Annotated in this window: 14 protein-coding genes; 12 read left to right on the top strand and 2 right to left on the bottom strand. The window is 28.2% G+C overall.

The window, feature by feature from the left end:
* Window positions 1-88: 88 nt before the first annotated feature.
* Genes ASHG_RS04275 through ASHG_RS04265 form a run of 3 tightly spaced genes read left to right on the top strand, consistent with a single transcriptional unit; the run spans window position 89 to window position 5,049 of the window.
* Window positions 89-682: a TetR/AcrR family transcriptional regulator gene (locus tag ASHG_RS04275; RefSeq protein ID WP_040397744.1), complete on the top strand. Its 594-nt coding sequence runs from the start codon at window positions 89-91 to the stop codon at window positions 680-682.
* Window positions 679-2,733, top strand: a complete 2,055-nt coding sequence (locus tag ASHG_RS04270) for an efflux RND transporter permease subunit (RefSeq protein ID WP_040397743.1) — start codon at window positions 679-681, stop codon at window positions 2,731-2,733. The genes ASHG_RS04275 and ASHG_RS04270 overlap by 4 nt, the downstream gene beginning before the upstream one ends.
* 9 nt (window positions 2,734-2,742) lie before the next feature.
* Window positions 2,743-5,049 (top strand): methyl-accepting chemotaxis protein, encoded by a 2,307-nt coding sequence (locus ASHG_RS04265; RefSeq protein ID WP_040397742.1) that lies wholly within the window; start codon window positions 2,743-2,745, stop codon window positions 5,047-5,049.
* Between the two features lie 193 nt (window positions 5,050-5,242).
* Here the strand turns inward: ASHG_RS04265 and gltA are convergent, their stop codons facing one another.
* Complete coding sequence (gltA, locus tag ASHG_RS04260; protein ID WP_040397741.1) at window positions 5,243-6,634, bottom strand: NADPH-dependent glutamate synthase; 1,392 nt, start codon at window positions 6,632-6,634, stop codon at window positions 5,243-5,245.
* Window positions 6,621-7,463 (bottom strand): sulfide/dihydroorotate dehydrogenase-like FAD/NAD-binding protein, encoded by an 843-nt coding sequence (locus ASHG_RS04255; RefSeq protein WP_040397739.1) that lies wholly within the window; start codon window positions 7,461-7,463, stop codon window positions 6,621-6,623. Before ASHG_RS04255 ends, gltA begins: the two co-directional genes overlap by 14 nt.
* 113 nt (window positions 7,464-7,576) lie before the next feature.
* Between ASHG_RS04255 and ASHG_RS04250 the strand changes: the two genes are divergently transcribed.
* The 9 genes from ASHG_RS04250 to mnmA all read left to right on the top strand — a co-directional run bounded on the left by ASHG_RS04250 (window position 7,577) and on the right by mnmA (window position 14,958).
* Window positions 7,577-9,346, top strand: coding sequence for an ABC transporter ATP-binding protein (locus ASHG_RS04250; RefSeq protein WP_040397737.1), 1,770 nt, complete (start codon window positions 7,577-7,579; stop codon window positions 9,344-9,346).
* A gap of 50 nt (window positions 9,347-9,396) precedes the next feature.
* Window positions 9,397-10,161: a J domain-containing protein gene (locus tag ASHG_RS04245; protein WP_040397736.1), complete on the top strand. Its 765-nt coding sequence runs from the start codon at window positions 9,397-9,399 to the stop codon at window positions 10,159-10,161.
* Window positions 10,162-10,230: 69 nt separating this feature from the next.
* Entirely contained in the window at window positions 10,231-11,001 is a 771-nt protein-coding gene (locus ASHG_RS04240; protein WP_040397735.1) for a threonine/serine exporter family protein, read from the top strand.
* Between the two features lie 9 nt (window positions 11,002-11,010).
* Window positions 11,011-11,487, top strand: coding sequence for a threonine/serine exporter family protein (locus tag ASHG_RS04235; protein WP_040397734.1), 477 nt, complete (start codon window positions 11,011-11,013; stop codon window positions 11,485-11,487).
* Window positions 11,484-11,969 carry a peptide-methionine (S)-S-oxide reductase MsrA gene (gene msrA, locus ASHG_RS04230; RefSeq protein ID WP_040398397.1) on the top strand — a complete coding sequence of 162 codons (486 nt, stop codon included), beginning with the start codon at window positions 11,484-11,486 and terminating at the stop codon, window positions 11,967-11,969. The genes ASHG_RS04235 and msrA overlap by 4 nt, the downstream gene beginning before the upstream one ends.
* Before the next feature lie 117 nt (window positions 11,970-12,086).
* On the top strand, window positions 12,087-12,518 hold the full coding sequence (locus ASHG_RS04225) for a hypothetical protein (protein WP_040397733.1): 432 nt from the start codon (window positions 12,087-12,089) through the stop codon (window positions 12,516-12,518).
* An 8-nt stretch (window positions 12,519-12,526) separates the two neighbouring features.
* Window positions 12,527-12,736 carry a YdbC family protein gene (locus ASHG_RS04220; RefSeq protein WP_040397731.1) on the top strand — a complete coding sequence of 70 codons (210 nt, stop codon included), beginning with the start codon at window positions 12,527-12,529 and terminating at the stop codon, window positions 12,734-12,736.
* 43 nt (window positions 12,737-12,779) lie between these two features.
* Window positions 12,780-13,865, top strand: a complete 1,086-nt coding sequence (locus ASHG_RS04215; RefSeq protein WP_040397729.1) for a cysteine desulfurase family protein — start codon at window positions 12,780-12,782, stop codon at window positions 13,863-13,865.
* Window positions 13,849-14,958, top strand: coding sequence for a tRNA 2-thiouridine(34) synthase MnmA (gene mnmA, locus ASHG_RS04210; protein ID WP_040397727.1), 1,110 nt, complete (start codon window positions 13,849-13,851; stop codon window positions 14,956-14,958). Before ASHG_RS04215 ends, mnmA begins: the two co-directional genes overlap by 17 nt.
* Window positions 14,959-15,213 lie beyond the last annotated feature (255 nt).

Raw genomic sequence — 15,213 nt, 5'->3', positions numbered from 1 at the left:
AAAGTTGAACATTGTTCAGAAAGCTGTATCATAATAAATGTAGCAATAAATGAACGGTGTTCATTTTATTAAAAGGAGTAGATAATTTATGAGTGATGTAGAAAATAAAAAAGAAAAAATTATGGAGGCAGCTCTTAAAATTTTTAAAGAAAAGGGTGCTGAAAAAACTTCTGTAAGAGATATTATGACAGAAGCAGGTTTTGGTTTAGGTACATTTTATTTGTATTACACAGATAAAAATGATTTGCAGGAAAAAATGGTTTTAAATATTGTAACAGAAATTATTTTAAATGCAGAAAAAACATGTGTACAAACCGATCCCATTGAAAGATATATTTCTTTTGTTGATTATATAATAGATTATTTAATTGCCCATTCTTTTGAACTAGATCTTTTAAGTAAAAATATTACTTGGACTCTTTATACAAAAATTGAAAATGATTATGGGCTTAGCGAAGCTGATTCGACTTTGAAATTTATTTTAAATAAATACGATAATTTATTTTTAAAAAATCATACTGAGTCTCAAAAACTTTATATACTTTCTCTCACTCTAGAAATCATGATGTCTACTTGTAAAAGTGCTGTATTGGAAGATTCAATTTTATCAATTGAAGAAATGAAGCCAGTTTTATTTGCTATTATTAGAAAAATTTTTGATAGAACAGGAGATAATAAATGAAGAAAATAACAAAATTTATTTCGCATCATCCTAGACTTATGTTATTAATAATGACTTTGTTATTAATACCTGCATGGTTTGGATATAAGAATACGGGTGTAAATTATGATATTTTGTCATATTTACCATCTGACTTAGAATCCACACAAGGTCAAGAAATTCTTGATAAAGATTTTAAAAATGCTGCAACTGGCATGCTTCTTTTGAAAGGCGATGATTATGATGCTGATAAACTTAAAGATAAGATTTTAAAAGTTGATGGAGTTGAAGATGTAATTTCTAAATCATCAATTGTAGGTGATAGTTTTCCAAATGAATTTTTACCAGATGAAATAAGAGATGTTTTTTATTCTAAAGATTGTACTTTGCTGATGGTTAAATTTGAGGAAGGATCATCATCTTTTAGAACAATGGAAGCCATAGATAATATCAAGAAAATAGAATCTAAGGAAAAGTTCTTAAGTGGTATGAGCTCACTTGTAAAAGATACAAAAGATTTAATAGACCATGAAACTCCAATTTATGTTATTTTGGCTGTAGTTTTGGCTTTAATAATTTTATCCCTTACAAACGAATCAACAATAATACCATTTTTGTTTATTTTAAATATTGGTTATGCTATTTTATATAATTTTGGTACAAACTTATTTTTAGGAGAAATTTCTTATATAACAAAAGCTATAGCAGCTGTTTTACAACTTGCTGTGACTACAGATTATTCTATATTTTTGTACCATAGATATGTTGAGGAGAAGAAAAAAAATGATGATAAAAATGATGCAATGGATATAGCTATTCAAAAAACTGTATCTTCAATTTTTGCATCATCACTTACAACTTTTGCAGGATTTATTGTTTTAATTTTGATGCGTTTAGGACTTGGAAAAGATATAGGTCTTGTTATGAGTAAGGGTGTTTTATTGGGACTAATTTCTACAGTAGTAGTTTTACCACCAATGATTTTAATTGCAGAAAAATTGGTTGCGAGATTTAATCATAGAGTATTTTTGCCATCATTCGAAAAAACATCAAATTTTGTATTGGGTCATAAAAATGGATTATTTATTGCATTTTTAATTTTGTTTATTCCTGCAATTTATGGAGCAAGAAATACTGATCTTTATTACAATCTTGATAGGTCCTTGCCACAAGATTTAGATTCAATAGTTGCTTTAAATAAAATGAAAAAAGATTTTAATATGGCATCTACACATTTTGTGGTTGTTGATGATAAATTAAGCAAAAAAAATGTTAATGGACTTGTTGATGAATTAAAAGATGTTGAAGGTATAAATAGCGTATTAAGTTTAAATTCATTTACAGGCCTAACTTTACCAGATAGTGTTATGCCGGATAAATTAAAAGATAATTTTAATAAAAATGGATATCAAATGATAATGGTAAATTCAAAATATCAAACGGCATCTGATAAGGTAAACGATCAAGTAGATAAAATTAATAATATTGTAAAAGATCATGATAAAAAAGGATATTTAACAGGTGAGGCTGTTTTAACCAAAGATTTAACAGTTTTATCAGACAAAGATTTTAAAATGGTAAATATTGCATCAATAATTATAGTTTTTATAATTATTTCAGTAGTATTTAAATCATTTGCTATTCCTGTAGTCTTAATTGCAGTAATAGAACTTGCTATTCAAATAAATATGGGAGTTCCATTTTATCTAGGTCAAACTATTCCATTCGTAACATCAATAATTATAGGAGTAGTTCAATTAGGTTCAACAATAGATTATTCAATTCTTATGATGGATAGATTTTTAGTAGAATATAAAGAAACTAAAGATGTGGATCAGTCCTTAAAATTGACTGTAAAAGAAACATCTAAATCAATTGTTACATCTGCTTTATCATTTATGGCAGCAACTGTAGGCGTAGGCTTGTATTCAAAAATGGAAATTGTATCAACAATTTGTATGTTGTTGGCAAGGGGAGCAATAATTAGTATGCTTTCAATTATTTTATTCCTACCAGCACTAATAAAAATTGCATTTCCATTTATTAAAAAGACAACTAAGGGATTAAATTAGGAGGAAAATATGAAAAATAAATTAATGAAAGGTTTCTCACTAGTTCTTGCAAGTTCATTATTAATGACAAATGTTGCTTATGCACAAGATTCAAGTGTAAGAAAAAATGAAACAATATATGTTACAAAAGAAGCTAATAAAATAAAAGATAAAACTGGTTCAATTTGGATAAATTCTGATAATAATATAAAAGTAAAAGATAAAACAAATCTAAAAGATATAAAAAATTTAAAGACAGATAAAAAAGTTAATCTGGATAATGGTTATATTAATTGGAATGAAGATAGTAAAGATATTTACTATCAAGGTAAAACAAAAGAAGATTTACCAGTTGATATAAATGTAAAATACTTTTTAGATGGTAAAGAAATAACTTCAGATAAATTAAAGGGTAAATCTGGGCATTTAAAAATAAAAATAGAAGCTATTAATAAAAAGAAAACTAATGCAAAAATAGATGGTAAAAATAAAGAAATTTATTCTCCATACCTTGCCCTTGCTGAAATGAATTTTAATTCTGATAAGGTGAAAAATCTTACAACAAATAGTGGAAAGCTTGTTAAAGACGGAAAAAATGAAATAGTTGCAGCTGTTTTGACACCAGGACTTAAAGAAAATTTCCAAGGAGTTGTAGAAGGGGATAAGCTTGATAACTTCAAAGATAAAGTAGAAATGGAAATGGATGTTAAAGACTACGAACCAACTGAAGTTTATGCTCTTATCACTAATGAATTTTTCCAAGAAGATGCAAAACTTGATTCCTTAGATGAATTAAAAAATGGAGTAAATGATTTAGAAGAAAATGCAGCAAAACTTGTTGATGGTTCAAATAAATTAGATGAAGGAAGCAAAAAATTAAACGATGGAATTGGAAAATTAAATCAAGGGGCAGGTCAATTATCTCAAGGATCTAATAAAATAGTAAGCTCATTTGATCAATTATCAAATGCTTTTGCTAGTTTGCCAGGAAAAATTCAAACAGTGAATACAGCAGTTAACCAACTAAATAATGGAAGTTCAAAGCTATATAATGGTGTTAACCAATACACAATAGCAGTTGGACAAATAAATAATAATATGGCAAAATTGCAAGATGGATCTGTTAGTTTAAATAATGGAGCTAGTCAATTAGATTCATCACTTATGAAATTAAGCAATGGAACAGCAAGTTTAAGAGATAATCTATCAAAAGCAACTAATGGAAATGATATAGCAAATTTAACTAATTCTATGAATCAACTATCAAATGGACTTGGTCAATTATCAAATGGAATTAGCCCACTAGCAGATAGTGTTAGTCAATTGAGCGGGGGACTTTCAAAAATTGAAGAATCTTCAAAAACATTAAATCAAGGTATAAATAATTTAAATCAAAGTGCTCAAAATGCACCAAGCCTTGATTCTAGTGTTCAAAATATAAATGCTCAAGCTGGTGCAATCGACCAAGTTATAGCAAATTTACAAGCGAAAAATGAGGATGGCTCTCTTTCAGCAGAAATTGAAAACTTAAAGGCAGTAAAACAAGGATTAAACAATGAAGCTGGATCAATAAGTGTAAATGGCCAAGCAAATGCTGCTATTAAACAAGGACTAGGACAATTAGCTAATGGATCATCAGAACTTACATCATCAATAGGACAAGTAAATAATAATTTAGGTCAAGTAAGTTCAAAATTAAATGAGTCAAAAGAAACTGTTCAAACATCATCAGCAAAACTTTCAGAAGCAAGCAAAAAAATTGGTGGAGCTTTATCAAATAGTAATATTAAAAAATTACAAGATTCTGTAGTAATGCTTGATGAGTCTACAAAACAAATTAAAGCAGGTTCAGAAAAATTAAAATATGGAACTCAAGCAAATCAAGAAGGTGTAAATAAACTTTCAAATGCAATTAGTCAATTAGATTCTAATTCCGAAGAACTAAGAAATGGATCTGCATCTTTATCTAGTGGATTAAATCAATTCCAAGAAAGATCAAAATCTCTTTCTCAACTTGCAAATATAAATGAAACAGCAATAAATCCAATGGCAAATGGAATTAAACAATTAGATAATGGAATTAATAAATTAAGTGATTCTACAGGTCAACTAAAAAATGGAAGTGATCATTATGTTTCATCATTTGATAAATTTAAAAAGGGATTAAATGATTATAAAACAAAAGGAATTGATAAACTTGCAAATAAATCTGGAGATGTAACAGAAATTAGTGATATTCTAGAACAAATGTCAAAAATCGCAAAAGAAAATAAATCAATTACAGGTACTAGCGACGATTTTGAAACAAAATCTAGAATAATTGAAAAAATAAAATAGAATCTAAATTTAAAAATCCGATTAAACAGATTAATAAAAAATCTTTTAATCGGATTTTTATTTTAAAATATTGCTATTATATAATTTTAAAAAATTAATATATATTTCTAAAATTCACATAAAAAATGTATCAATCTAATCTAAAATAAAGATTTAGGTTGATACATTAAATTATTAATTAAGCTAAATAAAATTATTTATTCTTATTTTTTATATATTTATCAATATTTTCAGCGGCCTTTTTACCAGCCCCCATTGCAAGAATTACAGTAGCAGCGCCGCTAACTGCATCTCCTCCTGCAAAAACTCCGTCTTTACTTGTCATTGTAGAATCATCAATTATAATTCCACCCCAAGATTCTGTATTAATATCATAATTTGTTTGTTTAATTAATGGATTTGGTGATTGACCAATTGAAACAATTACGGAATCAAATTCGACTTCTTCATATTTTCCTGTTGGAATTGGACGTCTTCTTCCAGATTTGTCTTTTTCTCCTAATTCCATTACTTCTAATTTAACTTTTTTAACCCAACCATTTTCTCCTTTAATTTCGACAGGATTATGTAGGTTCATAAAGTTTATTCCTTCTTCTTTTGCGTGATGACTTTCTTCAATTCTAGCTGGCATTTGTTCAAAACTTCTTCTATAAACAACAGTTACATCTGCACCCATTCTTTTTGCACTTCTTGCCGCATCCATTGCCACGTTTCCACCACCAACTACACAGACCTTTTTTCCTATATGAACTGGTGTATCATATTCTGGGAATTTATATGCTTTCATCAAGTTCATTCTTGTCAAAAATTCATTTGCAGAATAAACTCCATTTAAATTTTCTCCTTCAATTCTCAAAAATTTTGGAAGACCAGCACCTGTTGAAACGTAAACTGCTTCAAAACCTTCGTCAAATAATTCATTAATTGATTTTGTTCTACCGATAATTGTATTTCTTTGAAGTTTTACACCAAGTCCAATTACATTTTTCAATTCTTTTTGAACCAAAGTTTTTGGCAACCTAAATTCTGGAATCCCATACATCAAAACTCCGCCCGCTGTGTGGAAAGCTTCAAACATTACTACTTGATATCCTAATTTTGCAAGGTCAGCTGCACAAGAAAGTCCAGAAGGACCAGATCCAACCACTGCAACTTTTTTATTTTGTCCTCTAACTTCAACCGGTTTATTATAGGATTTGTTCATGTGATAATCTGCAACAAATCTTTCAAGACGACCGATTCCAACAGGATCACCATTTTTTCCTCTAGTACAAACTCCTTCACATTGACTTTCTTGCGGACAAACTCTACCACAAATTGCTGGGAGGTTGTTTGTGGATGAAATAATTTCATAAGCCTTATCCAAATTCCCTTCTACAACTTGGTGAATAAATTCTGGAATTCTTACAGAAACAGGACATCCTCCCATACAAGGTTTGTTTTTACATTGAACACATCTAAGCGCTTCTTCTTGAGCCATTTCTAAATCATAACCCAAAGATACTTCCTTAAAATTTTTGTTTCTAACATTAGGATCTTGTTCAGGCATAGTTACCTTTTCTTTACTCATATTAAATTTTGCCATTTCTTATATCTCCTGTTAGTCTACAAATATGTTCTCTTTCTTCTTGTTGGTAATTTCTTCCTCTATTCATTGCTTCATCGAAATCTACTTCAAAAGCATCAAAATCTGGGCCATCAACACAGGCAAATTTCATTTCACCACCAACTGTTACTCTACAACAACCACACATTCCTGTTCCATCTACCATAATTGAGTTTAGTGAAACAATAGTTGGTATGTCATATTCTTTTGTAACAAGGGCAGTATTTTTCATCATTATCATTGGACCAATTGCTAAAACAAGATCATATTTTTTTCCATTTTCAATATTTTCTTTTAAAACTTCAGTAACAAAACCTTGTTTTCCATAAGATCCATCGTCTGTAGTTATATATAAATTATCTGAGGATTCTTTTAATTCATCTTCAAGAATTATTATGTCTTTGTTTTTAAAACCCATTATTACATCTGTATGGGCTCCTATTTTATGTAAATATTTTGCTTGAGGGTAGGCAATTGCAGTTCCTAGACCGCCACCGATTACACAAACATTTTTTCCTTTATATTTATTAAGCTCTGTTGGTTGTCCTAAAGGGCCAACAAAATCTAAAAATCCATCACCAGCTTTTAATTCATTCATTCTTATAGTTGTTCCACCAACAATTTGAACAATAATAGTTACGTTTTCATCATCAGTTTCAGAAATTGTAAAAGGAACTCTTTCGCCTTTTTCGTCTATTCTTAAAATTATAAATTGGCCAGGTTTTGCTCTTTTAGCAATATCTGGAGAATTTACAACAAATTTAATGGTAGAATCATTAAGATTTGTTTTTTCAATTATTCTTGCCATATTTCCTCCTAATAATATCTTTAATAATATTTTAACAATTACAGATAAAAAATCAAGTGAATAAGTTTAAATTAATAGTAAAATACTAGAGTATAAATAAAAAAGGAGGAGAAATGGAAAAAAGAACTTATTCTGACAAAGAATTAATCAAAAAATTTATTCCTTATTACAAGGATTACAAAAATATTTTGGCTATTGATTTATTTTCTGCATTTTTAACAACTGTTTGTGAATTGATTTTACCAATTATTTTATCAACACTCACAGATCATGCATCAAATTCTAGCCTAACTTATTCTATTATAATGAAACTTACTTTAATATATGCTCTAACGAAACTTGTAGAAGTTGCTGGAAGATATTTTATGCAATCTTATGGTCATATAATGGGAGCTCATATTGAAAAAGATATGAGGAGAGATATTTTCAAACATTTTTTGACAATGTCAACTGCATTTTTTAACGAAACAAAAATTGGTCAACTTATGAGTAGGATGACAACAGATTTATTTGATATCACAGAATTTTCTCATCATTGTCCTGAAGAATTTTTTATAGGATTTATAAAACTAACTATTTCATTTGTAGTTTTGATGACTATAAATATTCCTTTAACTTTGGTTTTATATATTATTATTCCAGTAATGGTGTATGCTGCAAGAGTTAAAAGAAGAGCTTTTTCAAGATCAGTTAAAAGTGAAAAAAGACAAATTGGGGAAATAAATGCAAGTATAGAAGACTCACTTTTGGGAATTGATGTTGTTAAATCTTTTGCAAATGAAGATTTAGAAAAAAGAAAGTTTAAAAAAGGCAATGATAAGTTTGTCGATATTAAAAAAGTAAAATATTATAATATGGCATCTTATAATATGATTAACCAATTATTTGCAGGAAGTATGTATGCAATTTTAATAATTATGGGCGGAAACTTTGTAATAAAAAATATAATCAGCCCAGGAGACCTAGTTGCCTTTGTTTTATATTTAAATACAATTATTGCAACTGTAAATAGACTTGTAGAATTTACTGACCAATATCAAAAAGGAATTACAGGAATTGAAAGATTTAATGAAGTTATTAATATGAAGTCTGATATTTTTGATAAAGATAATTCCAAAAAACTTGAAGATGTTAGGGGAAAAATTTCTTTTGACCATGCATATTTTAAATATCCCGACCAAGGAGAAAAAGATCCATGGATTTTGGAAGATATTAATTTTGATATAAATGTTGGAGAAAATGTTGCTCTTGTTGGGCCATCTGGAGCAGGGAAAACTACTGTAACAAAATTGATTCCTAGATTTTATGAAACAAATAAGGGAAGAATTTTAATTGACGATAAGGATATTAATGATTTAACCCTAAATTCTTTGAGAAATAATATAGGTATTGTCCAACAAGATGTTTATTTATTTGGTGGAACTATTAGAGAAAATATTTTGTATGGAAAAGAAGATGCTAGTGATGAGGAAATAATTATGGCAAGTAAGCTTGCAGGAGCTTATGATTTTATTATGGAACTATCAAATGGATTTGACACTTATATTGGAGAAAGAGGTGTTAAACTTTCTGGAGGTCAAAAACAAAGAATTTCTATTGCAAGAGTATTTTTAAAAAACCCACCAATTTTAATTTTAGATGAGGCAACTTCTTCATTAGATAATACCAGTGAGGCTATAGTTCAAGATTCTTTAGAAAAATTATCCAAGGGAAGAACAACATTAACCATTGCTCACAGACTTTCTACAATTATAAATGCGGATTCTATTATTGTATTAACTGATGAGGGAATTGTTGAAAGAGGAAGTCATAAAGAATTATTAGATAAAAAAGGAATTTATTACAAGCTTTATAATTCTAATAATGAAGAGCTTTTTGGTTAGTAGACATACAAAAATAACTTGGGTATAATCATGGTAGATTGGAGAAAAAAGTGAAAAAAATATTTGGAAAATTTATCCATGGACTGGCAAGCGTATTAAATTCTATATTTAATTTTTTAATTAATATTTTAAATGCCATTGTTACAGTCTTTGAGGGTTTAAGCCAAGTTATAATGTTAATTGGATGTTCTGCTATATTTGTTTTACCAATATTTTTTATAGCAATTCCACCAAGACTTTTAACTATATTTTTAATAATTGCTGTAGTTCCATTTTTAGGAAAATCATTTATTTCTTTATTAAGATATGGAAATTATACCTTAATAGAATGGATGTATGATAAGGCTGATACATTAATATCTGGACAAATGAAAGGATATGAAAATTTATCAGATTACGCCAAAAAATATAGGCTTGACCAAGAAAGAGAAAGAAGAAGACAAGCTGAAGAAGAAAGACAAAGAAGACAAGAAGAAATGAATCAAAAATTTGAGGAATTTTTTCAAGGATTTAATTTTTCTGGATTTGATTTTGACACAGGAAATTTTGATGGTGGTTATAATACAGGATCATATCAAAATGGTGGATTTGTAAATGACCTTGGTTTTAAGGAAAAATATCAAAAAGCATGTGATACTTTGGGAGTTTCATATACAAGTGATCAATATGAGATTAAACTTGCCTATAGAAAACTTGCTAAAAAATTTCACCCAGATATTAGTACAGATCCAAATGCTACAGAAAAATTTCAAAAAATAAATGATGCTTATGACTTTCTAACTTCTGAAAATATAAATAAATATAAAAATATGTAAAATTTTTCTTAAAGTAACTTTCCTTCAATTTAGGAAAGTTACTTTTGTATTTTAAAAAGGATTTTAGAGATGAAATATAAGGAAGATGATATTAATAAATTACTAGAAATAACATCAAGAGCAGGAGCTATGATGTTAAAAAATGGAGCTGAAATTTATAGGGTTGAAGATACTGTAGAAAGAATTATAAGATCTATTTATAATGCTAGAGACATAGATGTTTTTGCGACGTTTAATGCTATGATGTATTCTTTTAATGTTGATGGAAAAACTTATGCTAATGTTAAGAGAGTAAAAAATAGAGGAAATAATTTGATTATTGTAGATAAGGTTAATTCTTTTTCAAGAAAATTTTGTAACCATGAATTAACATTGGATGAGGCTTTGTTAGAACTTGATAAAATAAGAAAAGCTACAGTAATTGATCCCAAAGTTACAATTATAGGAGCCGTTCTTGCGTCAACAGCTTTTCCAATATTGGTAAATCCAAAATCGCCAATATTTTTAGATCTTCCAGTAACTTTAGTTGTATCATTTTTGACTTTTCTAATTTATAGAAATATTGAAAAGAAAATGTATGGGTACTTTATTGATAATTTTGTTGCTGGAATAATGGTATCATTTTTAACATTGATGATTGGAAAATTTTTTGGTGGATTTAATACGGCAAATGTAATAATTTCATCGATGATGCCTTATGTACCAGGATTTATTTTGACAAATTCTATAAGAGATTTGATGAGTGGAGATGCAACGAGTGGACTTGTAGGACTTACAATGTCTTTATTTATTTCATTAGCTCTTGCAATTGGAGTTGCAGTCCCTATGACTATTTTATAAGGAGGAAATATGCATTTAGTGTTAGGATTTATATTTTCATATATTTCGGCTGTGGGTTTTGCTATGCTATTTTCTTGTCCAAAAAGTTCAATAAAATTATCATCTCTTGCTGGAGCAATAGGATTTGTAATCTATCAAATAGTTGGAGATGTAATTGGAGATGGAGTTTTTTTAAAAGCCCTAGCAGGAGCATATTTTACAGGTATTATGGGAGAAATTTTTGCAAGAAAATGTCATATGCCAGCAATACTTTTTATAGTTCCTGGAATAATTAATTTAGTGCCTGGAAAAGGAATCTATAATACCCTATATTATTTTGTTGATGGGGAAAAATCTTTGGCTTTAATAAATTTATTTGATACCCTAGCAGCTGCGTCAGCAATTTCTTTTGGTATTTTATTGGCATCAGCTTTATCAAAATCATTAAGAGGATTTAAATTTAGAAAACCTAGTAAAAGATATGATTGGAGAAAAAAGAAAAAATGAAAAAAATATATTTAGCAGGAGGATGTTTTTGGGGAGTAGAAGCATATTTTAAAGATATAAAAGGAGTAGAATCTACTCTTGTAGGATATGCTAATGGAAATACGGAAAATACATCTTATGAAAATTTATATAAAACAAATCACGCAGAAACTGTAGAATTAATCTATGATGGAAAAGAAAAATCTTTAGAAAGAATTTTAGAATATTTTTACTATATTATAGATCCATTTTCAATAAATAAACAAGGAAATGATATAGGTAGTCAATACAGAAGTGGGATTTTTTCAAATGATGAAAAAGATTTAGAATTTTCTAGAAAATTTTTAGATCAAAAACAAAAAAATGAAGAAAGAAAAATACAAATAAAAGTGGAAAAATTAGAAAATTTCATAAAAGCAGAAGATTACCATCAAAATTATTTAGAAAAAAATCCAAATGGCTATTGCCATATTAATTTATTAGATAAACCAAACCTAGCTTAGTCTAGGTTTTTTATATTACAAAATTTTAATTAATAAAAATTGATATTTTAAAACTTTATAATACAATCCTTGTAAGAGAAATTTTTCTGTGATATTATACTCAAAGGAGAGGATAATATGGGCGTTTTTGATGAAAATAATTTAACTAAAAATCAAAAAAATTTAATGGAACTAAAGATTCGTTTGATTAAGGCTGAGTTTGAATTGAATTTTTATTTGACAGGATATGAAAATTTAAACCAATTTTATAATGATAAAAATAAGCTTAATAGAATTTTTATGGATTCTTATATTTCATTGATGGACCATAATCCCTATGATTTTGTTGAAAAGATTGATAAGTTTACTGATTTAAACTTTTCTTATAAGACAGATGATATTAAAATAAAAAATCTTTTAAAAAGTTTTGATGATATAAAAGATCTTGATGATAAGGAAATTATAAAACAAAAGGGTAGAATAAAAAGAAGAATTAGAAAAATGGAATTGGCAGCTAGTGAAATTGAGAATGTTTTGCTAAGCTCTTTGCCAAGAAATTATTATAGTTAGGAGTTTTTATGGCAATTAAATTTGATATAGTAGAAAATTTAGGTGTTCTTTCAACCAATGCCAAAGGATGGACAAAGGAATTAAATCTTGTTTCTTGGAATGAGAGAGATCCAAAATATGATTTGAGAGATTGGAATGAAGATCATACAAGGATGAGCAAGGGAATTACTTTTACTAAGGAAGAAGCTGAAGTTTTAAAAGAAGAATTTGATGACTAAGACCTAAATATTTAGGTCTTTTATAAATTAAAAGGAAATTTTAATGATATATTTTGACTATGCAGCTACATCAATAAAAAGAAAAGAAATTTTAGAAGATATTTTTAATCATATGGAAAATTTTGATGGAAATCCTGATTCTTTACATGCCTTGGGAAGGGCTGGAAAAAAAGTTTTGGAAAATTCAAGAATGGAAATTGCAAAATCAATCAATGCTAATCCAAATCATATTATTTTTACTTCATCTGCTAGTGAGGCAAATAATACAATTTTGTCAAATTTTAATGATGATTTTGTAATAACTTCAAAAATTGAGCATGATTCTATTTTAAATACTGTAAATAAGGAAAAAACAGTTTTTCTTGATGTGGATAAAAATGGATATTTTTCACTTGATGAATTGAAAGAAAAACTTACAGATGATATTAAATTAGTTTCTTTAATGTTTGTAAATAATGAAATAGGTGCAATTGAGCCAGTTTATGAAATTGGAGAATATTTAAAAGAAAGGGATGTATTTTTCCATGTAGATTGTGTTCAAGCTTATTCTCATATTGATATTGATGTTAAAAAACTTCATTGCAATTCACTTTCTCTTTCTGGCCACAAAATTGGAGGTATAAATTCTTTCGGTATTCTTTATTGTAATAAAAAAATCAAGCCTCTTATTAAAGGTGGAGAGCAAGAAAAAGATAGGCGCGCTGGAACATCTTTTACAATGGGAGCTTATTCCATGGCAAAATCTTTCCCAAAAGCTATTAGTGAAAGAGAAAAAGTCAAAGAATTAAAATCTTATTTTTTAAAAAAATTAGAAGAGTCAAATTTTTTATATGAAATAAATGGAAGTTTGGAAAATTCAACTGACCATATATTAAATTTATATTTTCCAAAAGTTAAAAATGAACTTCTTCTTACATATTTGGACATGAATGGTATTTGTATTTCTGTTGGATCTGCTTGTAGAGCAGGAAGTGTCGAAGCAAGTAATGTTATAAAAAATATGTATGACGAAGAAAGGGCAAGACATTCTGTAAGATTTTCTTTTGGTTTTACAAATACAAAAGAAGATATTGACTATACATTTGAAGTTTTGAAAAAATTAAGGGGGATAGATGGAAAAGAAAGATAAAAAAGATATAAAAGTTATCGTTGGTGTAAGTGGTGGAGTCGATTCATCTGTTGCTGCCCTTTTATTAAAAAATGAAGGCTATGATGTAAGTGGAATTTTTATGAAAAATTGGGACGAAGAAGATGAAAATGGAGTTTGTACAGCAGAAGTTGATTATGAAGATGCAGTTAAAGTTTGCAATCAAATAGGAATTCCATATTATTCAATAAATTTTGAAAAAGAATATTATGACAGGGTATTTTCATATTTTCTTGATGAATATAAAAAAGGAAGAACTCCAAATCCAGATATAATGTGTAACAAAGAAATAAAATTTAAGGCATTTTTGGACTATGCAAAAGATTTAGGTGCAGATTACCTTGCAACAGGTCACTATGCAAGAGTTGATAGGGAAGATGATGAAACAAAAATGCTAAGAGGAGTAGATTCAAATAAGGACCAAACTTATTTTCTTTCTCAATTATCCCAAGACCAAATAAAAGATGTTTTATTTCCAGTAGGAGATCTTGATAAAAAAGAAGTAAGAAAAATTGCCAAAGAAAATAATTTGGCAACAGCTGATAAAAAAGATTCAACAGGAATTTGTTTTATAGGAGAAAGAAATTTTAACGAATTTTTATCAAATTATCTTCCAGCAAAAGAAGGAGATATTGTCGATACTGATGGAAATATAATGGGAAAACACTATGGTTTAATGTATCATACAATCGGACAAAGAAGAGGACTTGGAATTGGTGGAGAAGGTGAAGCTTGGTTTGTTTGTGGAAAAGATTTAGAAAAAAATGAACTTATAGTTTGCCAAGGAAAAAATAACGAAAAATTATTTTCAAATAGATTAATAGGATCAAATTTATCATCAATTTCAGCTAAAGGACTAAAAAAAGAATTTGACTGCACCTGTAAATTTAGGTACAGACAAAAAGATATAAAATCCCATGTGAAAATTTTAGATGACGGAAAAGTTGAAATTACTTACGATAAAACAAAGGCCGTAACCCCAGGACAAGCCGCAGTTTTTTATGATGGAGAAGTATGCTTGGGATCTTGCATTATAGATGAAGTTTATAATGGAGAAAAAAGATTAAAAGTTTAATAGAAAAATTCAGCTCTTGCAAAATTTTATTTTGCAAGAGTTTTTTTGTCCACTTAAGTGAGTTGAGCGAACGAAAGAGAGCGAAACAAAAAACCACCTGCTATGCAGGTGGAGGTATTAAGCTTTAGCTTTAAGCACCAAGAAAACCTCCTTAATGTATAATTGTGATAGTCACATGCACAATTAAATAAGGAGGTAATCATGGATAAAAATACTTTATCACATACAAGTTGGAGATGCAAATACCATATAGTA

The organism is Anaerococcus senegalensis JC48 (assembly GCF_000321005.1).
In the GTDB taxonomy this organism is placed as follows: domain Bacteria; phylum Bacillota; class Clostridia; order Tissierellales; family Peptoniphilaceae; genus Anaerococcus; species Anaerococcus senegalensis.
Note: the sequence above shows the minus strand (reverse complement) of the source record. Positions and strands in the feature narration are given on the sequence as shown.